General features: G+C 38.7%; 25 protein-coding genes. All 25 read left to right on the top strand.

Going from position 1 to position 22,012, the window contains the following annotated elements:
* Positions 1–31: 31 nt before the first annotated feature.
* The 25 genes from ACDF53_RS09080 (at position 32) to pheS (ending at position 22,003) form a co-directional block, all read left to right on the top strand.
* Positions 32–1,057: a sugar-binding transcriptional regulator gene (locus tag ACDF53_RS09080; RefSeq protein WP_370816117.1), complete on the top strand. Its 1,026-nt coding sequence runs from the start codon at positions 32–34 to the stop codon at positions 1,055–1,057.
* A 58-nt stretch (positions 1,058–1,115) separates the two neighbouring features.
* Entirely contained in the window at positions 1,116–2,126 is a 1,011-nt protein-coding gene (gene gap, locus ACDF53_RS09075) for a type I glyceraldehyde-3-phosphate dehydrogenase (protein ID WP_005386278.1), read from the top strand.
* 13 nt (positions 2,127–2,139) lie between these two features.
* On the top strand, positions 2,140–3,318 hold the full coding sequence (pgk, locus tag ACDF53_RS09070; RefSeq protein WP_370816116.1) for a phosphoglycerate kinase: 1,179 nt from the start codon (positions 2,140–2,142) through the stop codon (positions 3,316–3,318).
* Position 3,319: 1 nt separating this feature from the next.
* Positions 3,320–4,090: a triose-phosphate isomerase gene (gene tpiA / locus ACDF53_RS09065; RefSeq protein ID WP_370816115.1), complete on the top strand. Its 771-nt coding sequence runs from the start codon at positions 3,320–3,322 to the stop codon at positions 4,088–4,090.
* Between the two features lie 13 nt (positions 4,091–4,103).
* Entirely contained in the window at positions 4,104–5,630 is a 1,527-nt protein-coding gene (gene gpmI / locus ACDF53_RS09060) for a 2,3-bisphosphoglycerate-independent phosphoglycerate mutase (protein ID WP_370816113.1), read from the top strand.
* A gap of 113 nt (positions 5,631–5,743) precedes the next feature.
* Entirely contained in the window at positions 5,744–7,027 is a 1,284-nt protein-coding gene (gene eno / locus ACDF53_RS09055) for a phosphopyruvate hydratase (protein WP_105089317.1), read from the top strand.
* Positions 7,028–7,213: 186 nt separating this feature from the next.
* Positions 7,214–8,224: a GspE/PulE family protein gene (locus tag ACDF53_RS09050; protein ID WP_370816111.1), complete on the top strand. Its 1,011-nt coding sequence runs from the start codon at positions 7,214–7,216 to the stop codon at positions 8,222–8,224.
* Positions 8,208–9,227 carry a type IV pilus twitching motility protein PilT gene (locus tag ACDF53_RS09045; protein ID WP_227720206.1) on the top strand — a complete coding sequence of 340 codons (1,020 nt, stop codon included), beginning with the start codon at positions 8,208–8,210 and terminating at the stop codon, positions 9,225–9,227. The genes ACDF53_RS09050 and ACDF53_RS09045 overlap by 17 nt, the downstream gene beginning before the upstream one ends.
* An 8-nt stretch (positions 9,228–9,235) precedes the next feature.
* Positions 9,236–10,411, top strand: coding sequence for a type II secretion system F family protein (locus tag ACDF53_RS09040; protein WP_370816109.1), 1,176 nt, complete (start codon positions 9,236–9,238; stop codon positions 10,409–10,411).
* Positions 10,412–10,463: 52 nt separating this feature from the next.
* Positions 10,464–10,910 (top strand): competence type IV pilus major pilin ComGC, encoded by a 447-nt coding sequence (locus ACDF53_RS09035; RefSeq protein WP_370816107.1) that lies wholly within the window; start codon positions 10,464–10,466, stop codon positions 10,908–10,910.
* Between the two features lie 210 nt (positions 10,911–11,120).
* Entirely contained in the window at positions 11,121–11,687 is a 567-nt protein-coding gene (locus ACDF53_RS09030) for a prepilin peptidase (protein WP_370816105.1), read from the top strand.
* Positions 11,642–12,103 carry a hypothetical protein gene (locus tag ACDF53_RS09025; RefSeq protein ID WP_370816103.1) on the top strand — a complete coding sequence of 154 codons (462 nt, stop codon included), beginning with the start codon at positions 11,642–11,644 and terminating at the stop codon, positions 12,101–12,103. The genes ACDF53_RS09030 and ACDF53_RS09025 overlap by 46 nt, the downstream gene beginning before the upstream one ends.
* A 7-nt stretch (positions 12,104–12,110) precedes the next feature.
* Positions 12,111–12,467, top strand: a complete 357-nt coding sequence (locus tag ACDF53_RS09020; RefSeq protein WP_370816102.1) for a hypothetical protein — start codon at positions 12,111–12,113, stop codon at positions 12,465–12,467.
* Between the two features lie 29 nt (positions 12,468–12,496).
* On the top strand, positions 12,497–13,039 hold the full coding sequence (locus tag ACDF53_RS09015) for a hypothetical protein (protein WP_370816101.1): 543 nt from the start codon (positions 12,497–12,499) through the stop codon (positions 13,037–13,039).
* Positions 13,020–13,427: a hypothetical protein gene (locus tag ACDF53_RS09010; protein WP_370816100.1), complete on the top strand. Its 408-nt coding sequence runs from the start codon at positions 13,020–13,022 to the stop codon at positions 13,425–13,427. The genes ACDF53_RS09015 and ACDF53_RS09010 overlap by 20 nt, the downstream gene beginning before the upstream one ends.
* Before the next feature lie 9 nt (positions 13,428–13,436).
* Positions 13,437–14,291 carry a hypothetical protein gene (locus tag ACDF53_RS09005; protein WP_370816099.1) on the top strand — a complete coding sequence of 285 codons (855 nt, stop codon included), beginning with the start codon at positions 13,437–13,439 and terminating at the stop codon, positions 14,289–14,291.
* Entirely contained in the window at positions 14,275–14,865 is a 591-nt protein-coding gene (locus ACDF53_RS09000; RefSeq protein WP_370816097.1) for a fimbrial assembly protein, read from the top strand. Before ACDF53_RS09005 ends, ACDF53_RS09000 begins: the two co-directional genes overlap by 17 nt.
* Positions 14,834–15,262 carry a hypothetical protein gene (locus ACDF53_RS08995; protein WP_370816095.1) on the top strand — a complete coding sequence of 143 codons (429 nt, stop codon included), beginning with the start codon at positions 14,834–14,836 and terminating at the stop codon, positions 15,260–15,262. Before ACDF53_RS09000 ends, ACDF53_RS08995 begins: the two co-directional genes overlap by 32 nt.
* A gap of 125 nt (positions 15,263–15,387) precedes the next feature.
* Positions 15,388–16,182 (top strand): shikimate kinase, encoded by a 795-nt coding sequence (locus ACDF53_RS08990; protein ID WP_370816093.1) that lies wholly within the window; start codon positions 15,388–15,390, stop codon positions 16,180–16,182.
* On the top strand, positions 16,154–17,068 hold the full coding sequence (locus ACDF53_RS08985; RefSeq protein WP_370816203.1) for an ATP-dependent 6-phosphofructokinase: 915 nt from the start codon (positions 16,154–16,156) through the stop codon (positions 17,066–17,068). Before ACDF53_RS08990 ends, ACDF53_RS08985 begins: the two co-directional genes overlap by 29 nt.
* Positions 17,069–17,234: 166 nt before the next feature.
* Positions 17,235–18,317 carry an efflux RND transporter periplasmic adaptor subunit gene (locus ACDF53_RS08980; protein WP_370816092.1) on the top strand — a complete coding sequence of 361 codons (1,083 nt, stop codon included), beginning with the start codon at positions 17,235–17,237 and terminating at the stop codon, positions 18,315–18,317.
* A 12-nt stretch (positions 18,318–18,329) separates the two neighbouring features.
* On the top strand, positions 18,330–19,052 hold the full coding sequence (locus ACDF53_RS08975) for an ABC transporter ATP-binding protein (protein WP_370816090.1): 723 nt from the start codon (positions 18,330–18,332) through the stop codon (positions 19,050–19,052).
* On the top strand, positions 19,045–20,256 hold the full coding sequence (locus ACDF53_RS08970) for an ABC transporter permease (protein ID WP_370816089.1): 1,212 nt from the start codon (positions 19,045–19,047) through the stop codon (positions 20,254–20,256). The genes ACDF53_RS08975 and ACDF53_RS08970 overlap by 8 nt, the downstream gene beginning before the upstream one ends.
* Before the next feature lie 223 nt (positions 20,257–20,479).
* Positions 20,480–20,944, top strand: a complete 465-nt coding sequence (locus ACDF53_RS08965) for a PaaI family thioesterase (protein ID WP_295783574.1) — start codon at positions 20,480–20,482, stop codon at positions 20,942–20,944.
* 36 nt (positions 20,945–20,980) lie between these two features.
* Positions 20,981–22,003, top strand: coding sequence for a phenylalanine--tRNA ligase subunit alpha (gene pheS, locus ACDF53_RS08960; protein WP_295783577.1), 1,023 nt, complete (start codon positions 20,981–20,983; stop codon positions 22,001–22,003).
* The last annotated feature ends 9 nt before the right edge of the window (positions 22,004–22,012 follow it).

The following is a 22,012-nucleotide window of genomic DNA, read 5'->3' as shown; positions in this document are numbered from 1 at the left end:
ATGCAATCCTAACGGGTAAAGGAGGGACCCGATGAACGAGTTTCTAATGATATGTGAACGTATTGTTCCTGAAATCGTTAGTGTATTAAAGGAGCGATACAAAATATTAAACCACCTAGTTTATGAAGAACCTATAGGCCGTAGGACCTTAGCTACTGCAACGGACCTTCCAGAGCGAACCGTACGAAGTCATATTGAGTTAATGCGTGCTAATGGACTTGTAGACATTTATAAACCAGGGATTTTTCTCACTGATGAGGGACATGCAATTGTTCCAAAGTTGCGAAATTTTTTAAATGAATTAGATCGTATTAACGAGCTAGAACATCGATTGACTGAAGCACTTCATATCGATAGGGTTATCATCACTCCTACAGAAGGAACATTGATGGTAAAAAAACTAGGCTTTGCAGCAGCAAAGTTATTACAGGAATTATTAGAACCGGACTCTGTAGTTGCCATCAGTGGTGGTAGTACAATGGCTGCAGTAGCTGAGGAAATGCCTGTATTACCATTTAATCCTATTGTTGTACCGGCCCGTGGTGGCGTTGGTGAGGTTGTAGAATATCAAGCTAACGTAATTGCTTCGGTGCTTGCTGAACGGCTTCGCGGTACCTATAAAATGCTCCATTTGCCTGATGGACTTTCACAAGACTCATTACACATGCTCATGACTTGTGAACCTCAAATCAAGGAAATTGGAGATCTTATTAGTAGGACTGACGTACTCTTGTTTGGTATTGGCACAGCTATGCGGATGGCGGATCAACGCCATATAGCTGATGATGTGCGCAAGCAGTTAGTAGATAATCAAGCTGTTGGCGAAGCTCTTGGTCAATATTGCGATATAGATGGTAAGTTGATTTATTCCACTAATAATATTGGTTTATCACTTCCTGATGTTGCAAAAATTCCCAATGTGATTGCTGTGGCTGGTGGACAAGATAAATCGAGTGCCATTATAGGTGTTATGAGAGCTTGTCAAAAAGGCATACTAATCATCGATGAGCAAGCTGCAGAAGGTATGCGTCAATTGTTACAAATTTCAGCATTATAAATGAAGTTGGTAGTTAAATATTTTGTTAGAATATTTTTGTTATTAGGAGGATCTAACAATGGCAGTAAAAGTTGGTATTAACGGTTTTGGTCGTATTGGTAAATGTGTAGTACGTGCAGCGATTAATAATCCTGACGTAGAAGTTGTAGCAATCAATGCTACTGGCGATAATGAAGGTACTGCATTATTGTTAAAATATGACTCTGTTCATGGCACAATTCCTAATGAAGTAACATTTGATGATGACAATATCTATGTTGACGGTAAAAAAATCCGCGTATTCCATGACCGCGACGCTTCTAAATTGCCTTGGTCTGAAGAAGGCGTTGAAATCGTTATGGAATGTACTGGTAAATACCGTGACGCAGAAGAAGCAAAAGTTCATTTGAATCAACCTACTGTAAAAAAAGTATTGATTTCTGCACCTGGTAAAAACGAAGATTTAACTATGGTTATGGGCGTTAACCAAGACATGTATGATCCTGCAAAACATCACATCATCTCTAATGCATCTTGTACAACAAACTGCTTGGCTCCATTTGCTAAAGTTTTATGCGATGAATTCGGTATCAAACGCGGTATGATGACTACAATTCATTCCTATACAAATGACCAAAAAATTCTTGATGCACGTCATAAAGACCCTCGTCGTGCTCGTGCAGCAGCAATGTCTATCATTCCTACAACAACTGGTGCAGCAAAAGCGGTTGCAAAAGTATTGCCTCAATTAAAAGGTAAATTAGATGGTTTCGCATTGCGCGTTCCTACTCCAGACGTATCTGCTACAGATCTTGTTTGTGAACTTGAAAAACCAGCTACTAAAGAAGAAATCAATGAAGCATTCCGCAAAGCAGCAGCTGGCGAATTAAAAGGTATTCTTGGTGTATCCGATGTACCATTGGTATCCTGTGATTTCAGCTCTGATCCTCGTAGCTCTATTGTTGATGCTGATTTAACAATGGTTATGGATGGCAACATGGTAAAAGTTGTTTCTTGGTATGATAACGAATGGGGTTACTCCGAACGTCTTATCGATATGGCAGCATTCGTAGCAAGCAAAGGCTTATAATCGGGAGGCTTTGATGAAACTAACAATCGATGGTTTACAAGTAGACAACAAAACAGTATTTGTTCGTGTTGATTTTAATGTTCCTATGAAAGACGGTGTCATCACTGATGACACTCGTATTCGTAGTGCATTGCCTACTATCAATTATTTAATTGAAAAAGGGGCAAAGGTGATTCTTGCTTCTCACTTTGGTCGTCCAAAAGGGGAACGCAAACCGGAAATGTCTTTAGCACCATGTGCAAAACATTTATCTGAGCTTATCAATAAACCAGTAGCATTCGTAGATGACTGCATTGGCCCTAAGGTTGAAGAAGCTGTAAAAGCATTACAACCTGGCGATGTATTGATGCTTGAAAACTTGCGTTACCACAATGAAGAAACTAAAAACGACCCTGAGTTTGCTAAACAATTAGCATCTCTTGCTGATGTAGCCATTAATGATGCGTTTGGTGTTTCTCACCGTAATGCAGCGTCCGTAGTCGGTATTGCTGACTATATTCCTATGGCAGCAGGCTTCTTGCTCAAAAAAGAAATTGAAGCATTAAGTGCAGCGGTTGTACATCCTAAAACACCTATGGCAGCTATCATCGGTGGTGCTAAGGTAACAGATAAAATTTCTGTAATTTCTAATTTATTACCTAAAGTTGATGTTATGATCATCGGCGGCGGTATGGCTAATGCTTTCATTAAAGCACAAGGTTGCAATATCGGTAGTTCCTTATTCGAAGAAGGACAAGAAGCTATTGCTACAGACCTCGTTATGGAAGCGCGCGTAGCAGGAGCTAAATTATTGACTCCAATCGATGCTATAGTAGCTGATGCTTTCAGCAACGATGCGAATACTAAAATCGTTGACGTTGAAAATATTGAAGATGGTTGGATGATTCTAGATATTGGTCCTAAAACACGGGAGCTCTATGTAGAAGCATTGGCGCCAATGAAGACTATCATTTGGAATGGTCCTATGGGTGTATTTGAAATGGAAAACTTTGCAGCTGGTACTAATGCAGTAGCAAAAGCTGTAGCTGAATCCGATGCGATGACTATCGTTGGTGGTGGCGACTCTGTAGCGGCTATTGAAAAAAGTGGCTTAGCAGATAAAATTAGCCATATCTCCACAGGTGGTGGTGCATCTTTAGAATTCTTAGAAGGCAAAATTCTACCAGGTATTGCTGCATTGTCTGAGGCATAATATGAGAAAACCCATTATTGCAGGGAATTGGAAAATGAATGGCACCATTGCGTCTGGATCTATTCTGATCGAAGCGTTTAACAGCGTGTTACAAGATATGGAATTATCCTGTGATGTAGTTGTTTGCCCGCCTTTCACAGCTATCGAACGTGCTGTAGCACTAACACGAGATACAGCTATTGAAGTAGGCGCACAAACTATGGATTATCATGATGCTGGTGCATTCACTGGTGAAATTTCACCACTTATGCTTACAGAGGTAGGCGTCAATTATGTTATCATTGGTCACTCTGAACGCCGTGAATATTATGGTGAAATAGATGAGACTGTAAATGCAAAAATTAAAAGTGCATTCCATCATAATTTGACACCTATTGTCTGTGTTGGTGAAAGTTTAGAACAACGTGAGTCCGGTCATACTCTTGACTGGATTACGTCTCAACTTAAAGGTGCTTTGGTTGACGTTCCTAAGGAACAAGTTAGCCAATTGATTGTTGCGTACGAACCAATTTGGGCTATCGGTACAGGGAAAACAGCAACTGCTGATCAAGCTGAAGAAGTATGTAAAGAAATTCGCGATTACATACGCTCTTTATACGATGATGAAACTGCTGATGCTGTACGTATCCAATATGGTGGTAGTGTTAAATCTGAAAATGCTCTCGAAATTCTAGGAGAACCTAATATTGATGGGGCACTCGTAGGTGGCGCATCTTTAGTAGTTGATGAATTTATTGATATTATTAAAGCGGCGAATCAAATAGGCGCTTAATATGAGGTTAAAAATGGCTAAATTAAAGGCTCCCGTAATGCTAGTCATCTTAGATGGCTTTGGCATGGGAGATCAATCAGATACAACCAATGCTGTAGTACAGGCGAAGCCGCACTGTTTTAATCAATTATGGGATACGTATCCACATACAAAATTAGAAGCATCAGGACTAGCGGTAGGCCTTCCAGAAGGCCAAATGGGGAATTCTGAGGTTGGCCATTTAAACCTGGGCTCTGGTCGCATTGTGTACCAAGATTTAACTCGTATTACTAAAGACGTTGAGTCTGGTGAGTTTTATAATCGCCCTGTTATAAAGGAACTATATGAAGTAGGCAAAAAACAAAGCTTACATCTTATCGGCCTAGTTTCTGATGGTAATGTGCATTGCTCCTTAGAACATATCAAGGCTGTTATTAAAGGCGCTCATGACAATGGTATTGAACATGTATATGTACATGCATTGCTCGATGGTCGTGATGTAGCACCTCAATGTGCACAAGTTTATATCAAAGATTTAGAAGCATATATGGTAGAGCTAAACTGTGGTAAAATTGCCACCGTAAGTGGTCGCTATTATGCAATGGATCGAGATAATCGTTGGGACCGTGTGGAACTTGCTTACAACGCTATTGTACATGGTCAAGGTGAAAGTGCCGCATCAGCTTGTGAAGCGGTACAACAATCCTATGATAAGGATGCAGCTGATGAGTTTGTTCTTCCTACAGTGATTGACTCTGAAGGAACTATCAAGAATGGCGATGCTGTTATCTTCTGTAACTTCCGTCCAGACCGTGGGCGTGAACTTACAAAAGCTTTAGTATTGCCAGAATTTGATGGCTTTAACCGTGAACCATTATCCTTGTATATGGCGACCATGACCAAATATGAAGATGGCTTACCAGTTCATATTGTGTACGAAAAAGACATCTTGTCAGAAACATTAGGCGAAGTACTCAGTGTAGGTGGCTATCGTCAATTGCGTATTGCTGAAACAGAGAAATATGCCCATGTAACGTACTTCTTCAACGGCGGTAAAGAGGAACCATTTGAAGGCGAGGACCGCATCCTTGTAAAATCACCTCAAGTGGCAACTTATGATTTACAACCTGAGATGAGCGCTTATGAAGTGACTGATAAGGTTGTACAAGCTATTCAAGATGAAACATATGACATGATTATCTTGAACTTTGCAAACCCAGATATGGTCGGTCATACAGGTAGCTTTGAAGCAGCTGTTAAAGCAGTGCAAGCTGTAGATACTTGTTTAGGTCGTATCGTAGAAGCTATACGCAATAAAAATGGTCATTTGTTGATTACCGCAGACCATGGTAATGCAGAGCTTATGGTTAACCATGAAACAGGTAAGGTGCATACGGCGCATACAACGAACTTGGTACCGTTAATTTTAATGAGTGATACTCTAAAATCGGCTACATTAGAATCTGGTAAATTATGTGATATTGCGCCCACATTATTAGACTTGGCTGGCATAGATCAACCAAAATCTATGACTGGTCATAGTTTGGTAAAAAAAGCATAATATAGAGTTTTCACTATATTTATAGTTAATTAGAGTTATAACCTATATGGTTAGCTTAATATATAATGGCTGTCAGCTGACAGTTGTTTTATTAGATTTTATGAGGTGAAGAAATGGCAGTAATTGAACAAGTCATTGCAAGAGAAATTTTAGATTCCCGCGGTAACCCAACTGTTGAAGTTGAAGTATGTTTAGAAGATGGCACTATTGCAACAGCAGCGGTTCCATCCGGCGCTTCTACAGGTAAGTTTGAAGCTGTAGAATTACGTGATGGTGATAAATCCCGTTACTCTGGTAAAGGTGTATTAACAGCTATCGACAATGTAAATGCTAAAATCGGTCCTGCCATTATTGGTTATGATGCGACTGAACAAGTAGCAATCGATAACTTGATGTTGAAATTAGATGGTACAGACAATAAATCTAACCTTGGTGCTAATGCAATTCTTGGTGTTTCTATGGCTGTAGCTCGTGCAGCAGCTGAATCTTTAGATTTGCCATTATTTGCATACCTTGGCGGTTTCAACGCAAAAGAATTACCAGTTCCTATGATGAACATCTTGAACGGTGGCGCACATGCGGATAATAACGTAGATATTCAAGAATTCATGATTATGCCTGTTGGCGCTACTTCCTTCGCAGAAGCTCTTCGTAGCTGTGCAGAAGTATATCATACATTGAAATCTGTACTTCATGATAAAGGCCTTAGCACTGCCGTAGGTGATGAAGGTGGCTTTGCACCAAACTTGGCATCTAATGAAGAAGCATTAGAAGTCATTTGTGAAGCTATTAAAGCGGCTGGCTATGAACCTGGTAAAGACTTCAAATTAGCTCTTGATTCTGCATCTTCCGAATTCTATGAAGATGGTAAATACAATCTAGCTGGTGAAGGTAAAGTTAAAACAGCTGCTGAAATGGTAGAGTTCTACGAATACTTAGTAGGTAAATACCCAATCGTATCCATCGAAGATGGTCTTGCTGAAGAAGATTGGGATGGCTGGAAATTGTTGACAGAACGCCTTGGCGATCGCGTACAACTTGTTGGTGATGATTTATTCGTAACTAACACAAAACGTTTGGCTCGCGGTATTGAACTTGGTGTGGGTAACTCCATTCTTGTAAAAGTTAACCAAATCGGTACTTTAACAGAAGCATTCGATGCTATGGAGCTTGCTAAACGCGCTGGTTATACATGTGTAGTATCTCACCGCTCTGGTGAAACAGAAGACACATTTATCGCTGATATTGCGGTAGCTGTAAATGCCGGTCAAATTAAGACTGGTGCACCTGCTCGTTCTGAACGTGTAGCAAAATATAACCAATTGCTTCGCATTGAAGAAATGTTATACGAAACAGCTCAATATAAAGGTAATGACGTTTTCTATAATTTAAAATAAGATACGTTATATCTAATAGTCCAATAAGGGCGCCCTTCGGGGCGCCTTTTTTGTATGCCTAAAATAAAAAGTTTTCGCTTCGTGGATTTTCAAACATAAAAGAGGAATTAAAGGTATGATGGCGAATCATATAACGCCATACGCTAGTGTGAGGTAAAAACATACCGCAAGATATTGGAGGTGACCATGTATGTAGATGTAACATTAGACGATATTATTCTGTATGCATTAGAGCATCATGTCAGTGATATTCACTTTGATCCTACTAAAAGTGGTGTACATATCAGATTACGGCAAGATGGATTATTAGAGACGCATATGACTATATCAAACGAAGAGGCAGAACTTATTATTAACCGTATCAAGGTATGTAGTACGTTAGATATTAGTGAAAAGAGATTGCCTCAAGATGGTCGTTGGGCATGGAGTCATAAGGATACATCGGTAACAATGCGCGTATCCACAATGCCTAGCTTATATGGTGAGACATTAGTATGTCGGCTCATGGGTAACGAAGGAAGTCATAAAGATCTAAAAGCGTTAGGAATGCGTACAGATATTTTTGAACATATTGAAGGGCTATTAAAACGTCCTTATGGGTTGTTACTTATCTGTGGACCTACGGGAAGTGGCAAGACTGCTACCTTATATGCGATGCTCCGCATGTTGAATTTAGAGGAAACAAAGCTAATTTGCCTTGAAGATCCTGTAGAGGCAGAAATAAAAGGAGCCATTCAAATTGGTATTAACGAAAAAATCGGCTTTACCTTTGCAAAAGGGTTAAGATCTGTGCTGCGTCAAGACCCAGATACGATTATGATCGGTGAGATTCGGGATAAGGAGACGGCAGAGCTGGCTGTTAAATCAGCTTTAACCGGACATCGTGTATTATCCACCATTCATACTAATACAGCTATAGGCGTTGTAACGCGGCTCATGGATATGGGGGTAGAACCGTATTTAATACGGGCCACCTTAATGGGGGCTATTGCACAGCGTTTAGTGCGTAAATTTGATGGTACATCGTATCACGGACGGACTGCTCTGTTTGAATACTTAGAGATACCTACTAATTCGGCCCAGTGGGACCAATTAGAAAGACACTTACTACTATCATTAGAGGAATCTGCTCGTGAAGCCGTATCTCAGCATGTTACATCTATAGAGGAGGTGCATCGTTGTGGACTCATGCTGTAATAGTGAAAGTTTAGAAACCATTGTTGAAGAGGCTATACACTTATCATCAACAGATATTCATCTACAATGTGGTGAGCCTATCTATTTGAGACATGGTGATGGATTAAAGGCTACTCAATTTGTATGTACCACTACGTTGATTGAAGATATTTTACGACGTTGTGGCATAGCATCCTATGAATGGCAATCTCTTGATGAAGCTTGTTCCTGTTGTGGTGTACGCATTCGTGTTCATCTGTATCGAGCTAATCAAACTATATGTGGCACACTTCGCTTATTGTGTCATCAACAACTTAAACTAGATGATAATAGTGAAGGCCAACTGCTACAAAAATTATGTGAATCTCATGATGGTTTATTGCTCGTTTGTGGGCCTACAGGCAGTGGTAAAAGTTTTACCTTAGCTTGCTGTATTGATTATATAAATCAAACAATGGAGCGTCACATCATCACCTTAGAAGACCCCATCGAATTTGAGTTTAAACCTAAGAAATCCTTAATTCATCAACGCCAATTAGGTGCAGATATTAAGTCTATGTCTGATGGTATTCGGGATGCATTGAGGGAGGATCCAGATGTCATTATGGTAGGAGAACTCCGAGATCGAGAAACCTTAGAGGCTGCTCTTCATGCAGCCGAAACAGGTCATCTTGTGATGGCAACCATGCATACACAGCGGGCTGTAATGGCTGTTCACCGTATGATTTCATTATTCCCTGGTGAACAACAAGAGGAGGTGCGTAGTCAAATATCTCAAGTGCTACGTGCCGTTATATGTCAACGGCTCCTTCGATGGAATAAAAAGTTCATTACCATTCGGGATATTTTGCTAAACACGCATGCGGTAGCGAATTTGATACGTACTCGTAAGGAACCACAAATCATTTCTATTCAAGAGACACAACTACCTATGAAAACACTAGAGATGGCCGTACGAGATGCGAAGGTACAATATGGCTCTCAGCAACAACTACATACATTATTGGATCAACAATTATCGTAGGTGAAGGTATGGAGGCTTATGAATATGTCGTAAAAGATGAGAATAATGAAACGATAAAAGGTTTAATATGGGCGGATTCAGAACAGGAGGTTGGCACACGGTTAAAACGAGATGGCTATAAGATTTATAAAATCACTTTACAAGTACATAAGAAGAAACATAAGTGGAATCATACTATGGTGGTAGATGTAACCTATCAATTAGGACTACTCATCGAATCTGGCGTGCCTTTACGACGAGCATTACAGTTATTATGTCATGGAAAGAGAGGCCTTTTGTATACCGCCTTATATGAATCGATTGAGCGTGGTCAAACGTTGTCTCAAGCCTTGCGAAGTGAAGGTTGCCCTGCCATTGCACTGGCCTTACTAGAAAGTGGAGAGGCCGCAGGTACATTAGGAGAAAGTTTGCAATATATATCACGTCACTATGATTGGGAGCGACAGGTACGGCAAAAGGTTATCAGTGCTATTTCCTATCCATTATTTTTACTTGTATTAATGAATATCTTTTTTCTTGTTACCATCTTGTTTATTATTCCATCCTTTGAAAAGGTTTTTACTACCATGCATATTACATTACCAGTGATGACGCGAGCCCTCTTTGCATTAGGACAAGGGCTAAAGAATCATCCCTTAGGGGTTGTTATTCTGCATTGTGTAGTCCTAGGGGCTATGGTCTTTGCATATCATCAACATAGTATAAAACGCAAAGTACATCGTTGGCTTTGGCAGTTGGCTCACCGATACCAATGGATGACCTGCATTTACTATACAAGTATGTTAAAAGTTTGGGCGCTTTTGTTAGATTCTGGAATTTCTATTATTCACACTATGAATATTACAAGACCTTTATGGGGCAATATGTATGGTGCCGAATGTAGTAAAAAGGTAGAGGCAAAATTATTATCAGGCCATTCTTTTGAAGAGAGTCTGAGAACTGAGAATATTGGAAATTCCTTTATATGGCAAATGATCTCTATTGGAGAGGAAAGTGGGGAACTCGTAAAGATGTTAGAACATTGTGGACATTATTATGAATCTATACTTTCAAAATATATTGCCCGTCTTGAGAGACTATTAGAACCAATTTTACTGACCTTGATGGGGATCGGTGTAGCTGTTTTGGTTGTATCTGTTATGTATCCGTTGTTCACGTCTATTGCTAAATTGGGAGGGCAGTAGGCATTGTTATCAAGCTATTTTACAGAATTAATAATGATAAAAGGAGGATATTATGAGTTCTGTTATGCACCTAGTTCATGGATTAAATCATAGATTAGAAATATGTAGTCAATGGATTGTAGAACATCTACAAATTAATCATGTTCGAGAAAACCTTAAAAAGTCGAGAAAAGGTGGATTTACTCTAGTAGAACTGATGGTTGTCGTTGCAGTTATTGCCATATTAGCTGCCATTGCGATGCCGCAATTTTTATCTGCTGCTGATCGAGCACGAACTGCGAAGGAAACAGCAGATATTCAAATTATTAAAAATGCAACACAGCTCTATATGATCGACAAGAATGTAGATACACCACCAACTGTAGAAAATCTATATAAAGAAGGCTATCTTACAGAACATGTTAAAACTGCAAAAGATAAAGAATATTCCATTACTTATGAAGCGGTCAATGGTGGTACTGCGAAGGCAGTTGTAGTTAAAGCCCCTGATGCACCTTAAACGTAAGCGCTATCTAGTATTTAGTATTTAGTACTTAATATTTAATATTTAATACTTAATATTTATTATTTATTATTTAATATTTAAGTCTTAATAGTTAATGTGCATGGATTGATGATTAGAATGTAGATTTTTATTTGCATATACATATGTAGTTCTATAAATAGTTACAGTTACATATGTACAGTTGATTTTATGGAAGGACAAGGTATGAAAGGGACACATTATGTGATAGCACTGATCGTGTATATAGCATCCATAGTATTGCCTATTATGATTTCATCACGAGCAATATCCTTTATTCACGTTGCTTTGTATGCTGTATTTTCACTCATCATCATAGCAGGTGCTACCATCGATATGCATTACTATATATTGCCTGATGAAGGGGCGTTAGTGCTTGTTTTAGGTGGTATCGTGTATAGCTTTATAAATGATAAGTCTATGCTTATAACAATTATAAGTGTTATGAGTGTAGGTGCTATTACATATGGACTTCGTCTTATGAGTCATAAAGGTTTTGGACTAGGCGATGTGAAATGGTTTTCTGCTATTGCCATGTGGCTTACGCCCTGGGAGATTGTATGTTTCTTTTACGTAGCCTTTTGTGTTGGTTCTCTCTATCTCTTACTAACAAGCTATCGTAATCGATACATTCCATTTGGTCCCTTTCTATGCTTTGGTGGGTGGTGTGCCTTACATGGCGGATCCTATATGGAGGTGTTGTACCAATGGTTAAGGCACAATTTGTACATCATCAATACGGCTCTTTGTTAGCTGAATGGATTATTGCGATTAGTTTATTTTTACTTCTTATTTCTATGTCTTTGCCTATTGTAACAACGCCTAGCCGTTACACTCTAAATGGAAGTACTCAAGAAGTAGTATATATGTTAAAAAAGGTGCAACTTTGGTCTATGCTTGGGCATAAGTCTAATGGAAAAGGGCGCATGTTATTCATATTAAATAAAGACAGCTATACCTTAGAGGAGGATGCTCATCATCATACAGTTAATATATCCTTACCTGCAGGGATTGAAAATGTACAATCCTTAACGGTTATCTCTTTTTCTTCTCTAGGATTACCTTATGATGGGACGGAACTTATTTTACGGGATCGAGAAAGTGGTGAGAGAAATCGTATATGGATATCTGTACAGACGGGACGTATTCGATGGGAAGAAGTACACTAAGGGCTTTATGTATGGAGATGCCCTAGTATCAACAGCTATTATTATGTTTATCTTACCTGTTATATTATCTGTATTTTGGATGGCTACCTTAACAATCTATAAGGCTTACTATTGGGATCATATATTACAAGACACCATAACATATGTAGAGGAAAGTAAGTCTATGTATTATCAAACGGGTCATATTCAAGAAGGTATACATAACTCTCAATTTATTATGAGGCACAGTGAATCTATTATTTATAAAACACATGTAGAGCCTATCGTAGAAAATGGTATTGTCCTACAACGATTAACTGTGCAGGCCATAGATAATGAATCTGTTGTGTATACCTTATCTCTCGACTTGGAGGAAATACGGTGAGGACTCATGATGCACAAAGAGGTTTTATTTTGTATTCCACACTCATCAGTATAACTATTTCTACCATCGTTTTAACCTTATTGTTAAGCATAGTTTTTTATGGGGTTATATGGAATGCAAAATTAGTAGATAGCGTTTCTATGATGGAGGATGGTCGTTATACGCGGCGCATGGTGGTGGCTCAAATTATATGGAATCCTGTACAGATAACGGTAGAGGATCAAAATAGGACTTTATATATTCACGACACTAAACGGACTACACTAACATTACAACGCCATGCTCTCTATAGAAAGCTTACAGATGGTAGCTTACAACCGGTCAGCGGCAGCCGTATTATCGGCACAAAGGATAAACGAAATGTTGGATACACACAAGAACATCCATTTAGTATGGATGAGAGCGGAACAGTCCATATGCGCTGGTATATTACGAATCGATTTACTGGTGATAAACAATATACTGCCGGATACGGAGGATTAGCTATATATGAAGTCGCTATAGGTCAAAGTAGTATATATGATTGGTATAAAGATAATGAGGAAACAAGTCATGAACATGGGCGCCCATAATGCAGGGTTTATTACATATGTAGCCATATTTACAATGTCCTTTTTATTAGTATTGGCCTTTATGGGACTGCGTATTGGTCAAATTTGTGAAAGTAATGCAGTAGATGAATTGCATTTAGAAGAGGCTCATTATGCAGCGCAAAGTGGAGCACATTGGTTTGTAGGCTACTGTAAGGCCGGTAATACATGGGACTTTCAGGAAAAGCTAATTGTAGCTGATGATGCGGATGTGGAAATCACCATTGAAGCCGATCCATCCCGTGACAATCCTCGTCACGTTATGAGTTATGGAAAATTGAAACATCAGGAAATAGTAAGTCGTGTACATATGTATGTGACAGTAGATACAGATCATACTATGCATGTTATGAAGGTAAAACCATATTGAGGTGAATCTATGAAACGGAAAAAGAAAATACATACTGGTGTATGTATTACAGATGAACGTATTGTATGTGTGACAGCTCATGTAGAAAATAAAACGATGGTCATTACTGATGCATTGGAAATGAAACGTAGTGCATCTATAGATGAGGATGTTAGAAAATTTATAGAAATGTATGATTTAGATGATGGAGCTTACAGCATGGTAGCTAATATTGATACACAAATGCATGTAGCGCCTTATGATCCTCACGATTTTGATATGAAAGAGTTCATCAAATGGAATGTAGAGGATTACTTTACCTTTGATGGCGACAGTTTCCAAATGGATGCATGTCGTCGAGAATATCCAAGACATAATTACCATATGTTTATGGTTGCCGTAGAGCGTCATTCATTAGAACTTTTAAAACAAGGTATACGAGACACCTATGCACCGGTGGATGTAATCGATTTCTGGCCTATTCCTATTTGTTACAGCTTGATGCGGCGTAGTGGTACCGTGACAGGTGTCGTAGAAAAGGATAATCTACACTTATGGCTGTGGTGGAATGATATATGTATTCAAGAACGGATTGTCCCTATTAGTGGCAGTGATGTATCAGGAGCTATGGAGGTGCTAGAATCTAGGCTGCAAGAATTTGGTGTAGATGAAATACAAGGAATTAAGCTGTATGGGTTAGACCGATTAACCGATGAGGAACAAAAGGATATGGAAGCTATTATTTCTATATATGGAGAAACAGAGTATATTCCATTATTATTCTTAGGGCGTGGTCGTAATCGATGTAAACAAGGACAATTAGATTGGGATATGGCCATTGGTATGGCTGCAAGGGGGCTTAAATGGATTGGCTTGGGATGGTAGATATATTAATCTAATGCCTCGATCGTTACGTTGGCATAGTTTATGGCATAAATATCGTTATTATCTATATGGCATGAGTATTGTATACGGAATAGTAGGATTAATAGCTATAGGTTGGTGTTGGTCTGGTTATAAACAGTATAAGACTGAAAAGGCAGAACTATTGACGCTATTGGAAAATTCGCAGTATCAGTCAATTGGAAAACAGTATGAGGATATCGCATCAGTTAAAAATAGAATACTTAAGAATAGTTCTGGAAAAAATAAAGAAACTATTTTTCAAAATACTATCGTTTTATATGTTCTTGATATAGCTATGGAACAAGGGATCAGTTTACAACATCTCAACATAAAGGATGAACATATTAGTGTAGATGGTATAGGCCATAGTGATGAAGCATGCCGTAAATTTATAGCTAGTCTTCAACAAAGGTTAATTGGAATGGATTGTCATGGAACAGTTAAAGCCGATCAAGGTATGTATATATTCCATATGGAAGGATCTAAAGGCGAGCACAACATATCCAGTAGAGAAGATAGTAATGAGCATACTAGTGTGGGGCATCATCATTAGTATCTCACTATATGGATATATAAGGTTAGATCACAAAGCGACTCATTTGAAAGAACGACAAGAAAATTATGTTATCCAAATGCAGGTTGAGTCAGATTATATCGCATCTAAGGAAGCAAAATTACTAGCGTCTTTTACAGAAAATAAGCTGTCGAACACAAGTTCTAATACTAGTGTTTTTGAGTCTTTGCAAGGAGAACCATTAATGATTGTTAGTACTGATGAGCATGAAGGTGTATTAGAGTTAAATTTATTAGGAAGCACAGAACGCCTAATCAACTGGATTAATACTGTTGAAGCAAAAGACCCTTCACGCCGTATAGAAATAGAGGACATAGAACGAAAAGGCAATGTTGTGTATGTACATTGTGCAGTAAAACCGACTATGAGGTCTTAATATATATTCTTTTATAGTAATATTAATAGAGACAGATTATAGATTGTTATCCTATAGTCTGTCTTTGTTTTTGTTGCATTTTATAGTACAATGAAGGATATGAAATAATAAGGGGCACATAACAGATGATAATAAAACGAAATATTATGCTCATCGGTTCTATGGGGAGTGGCAAGAGCCATTTCGGTCGTAATCTTGCGGAACGCAAGGGGTGGCAATTTGTAGATACCGATCGCGTATTAGAAGGTCGTTTTGGGTTGCCTATTGCTGAAATATTCAAGAAAATTGGGGAAAAAGCATTCCGACGTGCAGAAATGGATGTACTGAAAAAGGTTTGCTTATATCACGAAGCAGTCATCTCCGTAGGTGGTAATTTCCCCATTGAACATCGCACATTAAAGGTATTGAAGAAATATTCTTATATCATTGGTATCCGAGCTGCACAATTTCGCATTGTCAGTCGTGTGAATCGCCGTATTGGGAAACGGCCAACCATGGATTATAACAATGTTCATGCCTTTGTACATGCTATGATACAATCCTGGAAACCGGTGTATAAGCAGTGTGATTTTGTACTAGATACAACAAATGGTAGGACCTATGATTTTATGCAACGTATTGAGGATGAGTTAGTAACCTCAGGTGTTCAATTTAAAGCAAGACGTCAACCCAATGATACGGAAAATAGAGATGGTAAACAGTCATCTCAAGAATTACAATTTAATAATTCTCTAAGAAACAAATTAAATAACCCTAGATTATCTAAAACACAACGCTTTAATAAAAAGATTTCTAATGATACAGAAACTATATCCAAACAACGTACACCACAAGGGGGTAATGGATATGAGAAGAATCGCAATACTAACAAGCGGCGGAGACGCACCTGGAATGAACGCCGCCATAAGAGCGCTAACTAGAAAAGCCATTCATGAAGGCTTTGAAGTTTTTGGTATTGAACGTGGCTATTTAGGTATTATGGAAGAACAATTTGTTCCTTTAGCAAACCGTTCTGTAGGTGGCATTATTACTCAAGGCGGTACCATGCTAAAAACAGCTCGTTTTCCTGAGTTTCAAAATGAAGATGTTCAGCGTAAAGCTTACGATATTTTGAAAGCCCATAGCATTGACCACCTTATTGTTATTGGTGGCGACGGTTCTATGCGAGGCGCTACGAGTTTAGCTAAGTTAGGTATGTCTACGATGACGATTCCCTGTACTATAGATAATGATATGGGTGGCACTCAATATACGCTAGGATTTGATACGGCGCTCAATACTGTAGTTGATGCGGTTGGAAGAATTCGTGATACATCTAATTCCCATGAACGGGTAGCCATTGTAGAGGTAATGGGACGTAAAGCAGGTCATATTGCGCTTAAAGCGGGTCTTGCCTGTGGTGCAGAAATTGTACTCGTTCCTGAAAAACCTATGCCTTTACATGAGGTCTGTCGTCATTTGAAGGAAACACAAATCCGTGGTAAAGAATATAGTGTGATACTCGTTGCTGAAGGTGCTTACAATAGTGGAGAAGTAAAATTCTATATTAAGGAGCATACGGAATTTGATCCTAGTTTGACTGTATTAGGCTATTTACAACGCGGTGGTGGGCCTTCTGCATTCGATGCTATTTTAGCGGCACGTATGAGTGAAACTTGTATTGAGTTATTGATGAATGGTACAGATAATCGACTAATTGGATATATTGATGGTCATATTCGTGCTATTTCTTATCAAGAGGCTGAAAGTCTTTTATTTCCTATTAATGAAAAGGATTATACATTATTATCCATTTTAAGCAGTTAAAAATATAATGACCCGCAAGGGTCATTTTCTTTTATCATCAATTATTCATTAATGAAATTATATTGCATAAAAGTAATTGGTACTGTATAATTTAAAAATACTAATAGTATTGTTAGGAACGATACATGTTGTGCCAATATCTTCATTTTAATATAAGGAGATTATAATGAAAGAATTTTTGCAAAAGCATCGTAAACGCATTATTGCAGGTGCTGTTGTTCTTTGTGTTCTTGGTGGTGGTACATACTACTACATGCATAGCGAAGGTTCTAAGCAAACACAAAAATTATATACAACTGGTAAGGTAGAAAAGGGTGATGTAAAAACTAGTATTAGCGCAACTGGTACTATTAACCCTGTAAATTATGTAGACGTTTCTACGAATGTGGCTGGCAAGCTTGAAAAAGTCTTAGTAAAAGAGAATGATCAAGTTACGGCTGGTCAAGTTATCGCTTATATTGATACACGTCAATTACAAGCCTCTGCAGATGATGCACGAGCTGCATTAGCTAAGGCAGAACTTGATATGAATCGTTATAAAACATTAGCAGAACAAAATGCTATCGCTCAACAAACCTATGATGATTCTGTAACATCTTATGAACGTGCAAAATCTACGTATGACCGCGCAGCAGCAGATTTAAGCGATGCTACAATTACAGCACCAATGTCTGGCACTGTTATAGGCACTCCATTGAAAGCTGGTCAAACTATCAGTACCGGTATTTCTACACAAATGATTATCGCTACTATTGCAGATTTAAGTGACTTAGAAATTTACTTAACTGTAGATGAAACCGATATTGGTAGTATTAAACAAGGTGCTAAGGTAGAATTTACAGTAGACTCTAAGCCAGGTGAAACTTTCACAGGCTACGTATCTGAAATTGCAAAAGGTACAAAAGGTAACATGGGCGCTACAAGTACTAGCGTAGTGTACTATACTGTAAAAGTTCAAATTCCTGAAAATATTTCCAACAACTTCTTACCATCTATGACTGCTCGTGCAACCATCTTTGGTGAGGATATTAAAAATACATTGGTAGTACCTCTTACGGCAGTGCGTACAGATAAGCAAGGGGAATACGTATATGTTATTAAAGATGGTCAACCAGTACGTACCGCTGTTTCTACAGGTGTAACTGGTGATACTAACGTACAAATTCTAAAAGGCTTATCTGAAGGTGATGAAATCATCGTCAGTGGTGATGTAACAGCACCTAAGAATAATAGCCGTGGACCATTCTAATAGTAGGTGAATATGAATCAAGCAGTAATCGATATACAAGGGATTACGAAGACCTATGTAAATGGTAAATTATCGCTGCCTGTTTTGCATGGTATCGATTTACAGGTCAATAAAGGCGAATTCGTATCTATTATGGGTCCTTCTGGTTCTGGTAAGTCTACATTTATGAACATTCTTGGCTGTTTAGACAGACCAACGACAGGTTCATACCGCCTTAATGGCGATGAGGTAGCTACCTTATCCGATGATGAATTGGCCTTTGTACGAAATAAACAAATAGGCTTTGTATTCCAAAGTTTCAACTTATTAACAAAATTAACAGCCTTAGAAAATGTAGCGCTCCCTATGATTTATGCAGGGATGGATAAAAAATCGCGTAATGAACGAGCTGCTGCACTATTATCTTCCGTTGGTCTTGGCGAACGTATGGATCACTTGCCATCTGAGTTGTCTGGTGGTCAACGTCAACGTGTTGCTATTGCTCGTGCACTGGCTAATAACCCTGCTATCATCATGGCCGATGAACCGACAGGTAACCTTGACTCCAAGTCGACTATCGATGTTATGAATATTTTTAGAGGCCTTTACGATGAAGGGCGAACTATAATCCTTGTTACTCATGAACCGGAAATTGCAACCTATGCAAGTCGCAATGTAGTATTGCGTGATGGTTTAATTGTAGAGGATTCCCAAAATCTTAATATGACGCCTGTACAGGAGGTGCCACATGTATAAAGAGAGTTTCTTAATGGCATGGGCATCCCTCATTGCTAATAAAATGCGATCCATTTTAACCATGTTAGGCATTATTATCGGTGTAGCTGCCGTAATTGCCTTAGTATCTATTGGTAATGGTGTAAAGCAAGATATCCAAAATTCTATTTCTAGCTTAGGTTCTAATCTATTGATGGTTATGCCTGGTGCACCTCGTACACCGGGGGTTCGACCTTCTGCAGGATCTATGAAGTCTTTAAAGGTTTCTGACTATGAAGCTATTTCAAAGTTAGATGGTGTTAAAGCAGCTAGTCCCATGACAAATGGCTCGTATGTAGTGATTTATCAAAATAAGAACTGGACTACTTCAGTATCTGGTGTTAGCTATAACTATTTAGATGTAAACAATTGGTCTATGAAATCCGGTCGATTCTTGTCTGAAAAGAATGTACAGAATCGTGAACGCGTTGCAGTCGTAGGTAAAACAGTTGTTAAGAATCTATTTGGTGATGAAGATCCAGTAGGTGCTGAAATTCGTGTCAAAAATATTCCATTCCGTATCATTGGTGTTCTTAATAGTAAGGGCAGTGGTGCTATGGGTAATGACCAAGATGATATGGTAATTATTCCATATACTACAGCTATGGAACGGGTAGAAGGTGTTGATTATCTCCGGATGATCTACGTGGTAGGTAAGGATGAAAGTGGTATCGATCGTTTACAATCCGATATTGAAAACCTATTGCGTGTACGACATGGTATTAAAGATACAAACCTCGATGATTTCAATATCCAAAACATGAACTCCATCATGGAAACTATGGAGGAAACAACAGGGACGTTAACATTATTCCTTGGTGCTGTAGCGGCCATTTCCCTTGTGGTCGGTGGTATTGGCATTATGAATATTATGCTCGTATCCGTAACTGAACGGACAAGAGAGATTGGGATACGTAAAGCGCTGGGTGCTACTTATAGTGTTATCGTTACACAGTTCCTTATCGAAGCTGTTGTTATCAGTTTGATGGGGGGCATAATAGGGATTATACTCGGCATAGGCTCATCTAAGCTGATTGGCATGGCTTCGGGCATGAGTACGGTTATATCTATACCAACGATTGTAATGTCCTTTGCCTTCTCTATGGCAATAGGCTTGATCTTTGGTATTTATCCAGCCCGTAAAGCGGCTAAACTTAATCCAATTGATGCATTACATTATGAATAATCCTTAGTTGTAGATGCGTTTTTTTAAGAACATACTACATAATTAGATAGAGTTATTCGCATATGGTGCGTTGCATGATACAATATGTATGATGTAACGCACCATTTTTATGTTTGCATTGAGTTTTGTAAAAAATCTTTGAATCATTTCATGCAAGCATTTGGAAATAGAAGGGGATTAAATTTAGTTAATCTATGTGTCAGTATATTGAATGGAGAACCATATGGCTACAACATTGTTAGAATATTTCAACGAATTACGAGATCAAAATCCATTTTCTTGGGTAAAAGATTCTGAGATTACAGCGGTTGAACCAGGTCATGCAGAAATGACCTTACAAACTAATGAAACAGATTACTGCAATTTTAGAGGAGATTTGCATGGCGCCGTTTGCATTGGCTTAGCAGATAGTGTGATGGGAACAGCTTGTTTTACATTGGGCAAATCTGTGAGCACCATTGATCTTAATGGTAACTATGTGAAAGCTGTTAAAGGCGGTACTGTATTGCGTGGTGTAGCTAATGTAGAGCATAGTGGTAAAACAACTATGGTTGCGACAGCTCGTATTTATAATGAATTAGGTGAACTAGTTCATTTAGCACGTGGTACATTTTTTGTACTAGAAGAGAAGCCATTACCTGAATTACCATGGCGTTTTATTGAAGAAGATAACCCTGATTTGGTATAATACAGTTTAGACTTTTAAATATAGGAGGATGCTTTAATGGAACAAGAATTACAACGTCTTAAGGCAGAAGCCCTTGAGGCCATCAAAGGCGCTGCTGATCAACAAGCGTTGCAAGATATACGTGTAAAATATCTAGGTAAAAAAGGTGAGGTAACAGCATTACTAAAAGGTCTTGGTAAATTATCTCCTGAAGAACGCCCTAAGGCTGGTGCTCTTGTTAATGCGGTTCGTGAAGCATTAGAGGCTGAACTTGAGGCAGTAAAAACTCGTATGGAAACAGAAGAGTTGAATGCTCGTTTAGAACAAGAACGCATCGATATTACATTGCCAGGTCGTGCAGTAAAATCTGGTCATATCCATCCATTAACAAAGGTTAATGAAATGATTGAAGACTTCTTCATGAAAATGGGGTATACCGTTGAAGAAGGTCCTGAAATTGAACAGGATTACTTTAACTTTGAATGTTTAAACTTACCTAAAGACCATCCTGCACGTGATATGCAAGATTCCTTCTATATTACAGAAAACTTCTTATTGCGTACCCATACATCTCCTGTACAAGCTCGTACAATGCAACGTCATGAACCTAATAGTCCAATCCGCATGATTGCGCCTGGTAAGGTTTACCGTTGGGACTATGATGCGACTCACTCCCCAGTATTCCATCAAGTGGAAGGTCTCATCATTGACGAGCATATTACATTTGCTGATTTGAAAGGTACATTAGAGTCTTTCTTACGTCACATGTATGGTGATGAAACAAAGGTACGTTTCCGCACAAGCTTCTTCCCATTCACAGAACCATCTGCCGAAGTAGATATTTCTTGTGTAATGTGTGGTGGCGAAGGTTGCCGTGTATGTTCTCATACAGGTTGGCTTGAAATTTTGGGCTGCGGTATGGTTCATCCGGATGTATTGCGCATTAATGGGTACGATCCTGAAAAGGTTAAAGGCTTTGCCTTTGGCATGGGCGTAGAACGTATTGCTATGCTTTTATACGGCATTAACGATTTACGTCTATTCTTTGAAGATGATGTACGATTCTTGGAACAATTTTAGGAGGAACTC

The sequence above is a fragment of the Veillonella sp. genome, from assembly GCF_041333735.1.
GTDB lineage: Bacteria > Bacillota > Negativicutes > Veillonellales > Veillonellaceae > Veillonella.
This window is presented reverse-complemented; position numbering and strand designations above follow the sequence as displayed.

Excerpts from the sequence above, each read along its gene's own strand:
- ACDF53_RS09030 (WP_370816105.1), top strand. The coding sequence starts at position 11,121 with ATGAAAGGGACACATTATGTGATAGCACTGATCGTGTATATAGCATCC.
- ACDF53_RS09080 (WP_370816117.1), top strand. The coding sequence starts at position 32 with ATGAACGAGTTTCTAATGATATGTGAACGTATTGTTCCTGAAATCGTT.
- ACDF53_RS08995 (WP_370816095.1), top strand. The coding sequence starts at position 14,834 with ATGAGCATACTAGTGTGGGGCATCATCATTAGTATCTCACTATATGGA.
- eno (WP_105089317.1), top strand. The coding sequence starts at position 5,744 with ATGGCAGTAATTGAACAAGTCATTGCAAGAGAAATTTTAGATTCCCGC.
- gpmI (WP_370816113.1), top strand. The coding sequence starts at position 4,104 with ATGGCTAAATTAAAGGCTCCCGTAATGCTAGTCATCTTAGATGGCTTT.
- ACDF53_RS08985 (WP_370816203.1), top strand. The coding sequence starts at position 16,154 with ATGAACGCCGCCATAAGAGCGCTAACTAGAAAAGCCATTCATGAAGGC.
- ACDF53_RS08965 (WP_295783574.1), top strand. The coding sequence starts at position 20,480 with ATGGCTACAACATTGTTAGAATATTTCAACGAATTACGAGATCAAAAT.
- ACDF53_RS09020 (WP_370816102.1), top strand. The coding sequence starts at position 12,111 with ATGTATGGAGATGCCCTAGTATCAACAGCTATTATTATGTTTATCTTA.
- pheS (WP_295783577.1), top strand. The coding sequence starts at position 20,981 with ATGGAACAAGAATTACAACGTCTTAAGGCAGAAGCCCTTGAGGCCATC.
- ACDF53_RS09040 (WP_370816109.1), top strand. The coding sequence starts at position 9,236 with ATGGAGGCTTATGAATATGTCGTAAAAGATGAGAATAATGAAACGATA.
- ACDF53_RS08975 (WP_370816090.1), top strand. The coding sequence starts at position 18,330 with ATGAATCAAGCAGTAATCGATATACAAGGGATTACGAAGACCTATGTA.
- gap (WP_005386278.1), top strand. The coding sequence starts at position 1,116 with ATGGCAGTAAAAGTTGGTATTAACGGTTTTGGTCGTATTGGTAAATGT.
- ACDF53_RS09035 (WP_370816107.1), top strand. The coding sequence starts at position 10,464 with ATGAGTTCTGTTATGCACCTAGTTCATGGATTAAATCATAGATTAGAA.
- tpiA (WP_370816115.1), top strand. The coding sequence starts at position 3,320 with ATGAGAAAACCCATTATTGCAGGGAATTGGAAAATGAATGGCACCATT.
- ACDF53_RS09025 (WP_370816103.1), top strand. The coding sequence starts at position 11,642 with ATGGTTAAGGCACAATTTGTACATCATCAATACGGCTCTTTGTTAGCT.
- ACDF53_RS08980 (WP_370816092.1), top strand. The coding sequence starts at position 17,235 with ATGAAAGAATTTTTGCAAAAGCATCGTAAACGCATTATTGCAGGTGCT.
- pgk (WP_370816116.1), top strand. The coding sequence starts at position 2,140 with ATGAAACTAACAATCGATGGTTTACAAGTAGACAACAAAACAGTATTT.
- ACDF53_RS09050 (WP_370816111.1), top strand. The coding sequence starts at position 7,214 with ATGTATGTAGATGTAACATTAGACGATATTATTCTGTATGCATTAGAG.
- ACDF53_RS09010 (WP_370816100.1), top strand. The coding sequence starts at position 13,020 with ATGAACATGGGCGCCCATAATGCAGGGTTTATTACATATGTAGCCATA.
- ACDF53_RS08970 (WP_370816089.1), top strand. The coding sequence starts at position 19,045 with ATGTATAAAGAGAGTTTCTTAATGGCATGGGCATCCCTCATTGCTAAT.
- ACDF53_RS08990 (WP_370816093.1), top strand. The coding sequence starts at position 15,388 with ATGATAATAAAACGAAATATTATGCTCATCGGTTCTATGGGGAGTGGC.
- ACDF53_RS09005 (WP_370816099.1), top strand. The coding sequence starts at position 13,437 with ATGAAACGGAAAAAGAAAATACATACTGGTGTATGTATTACAGATGAA.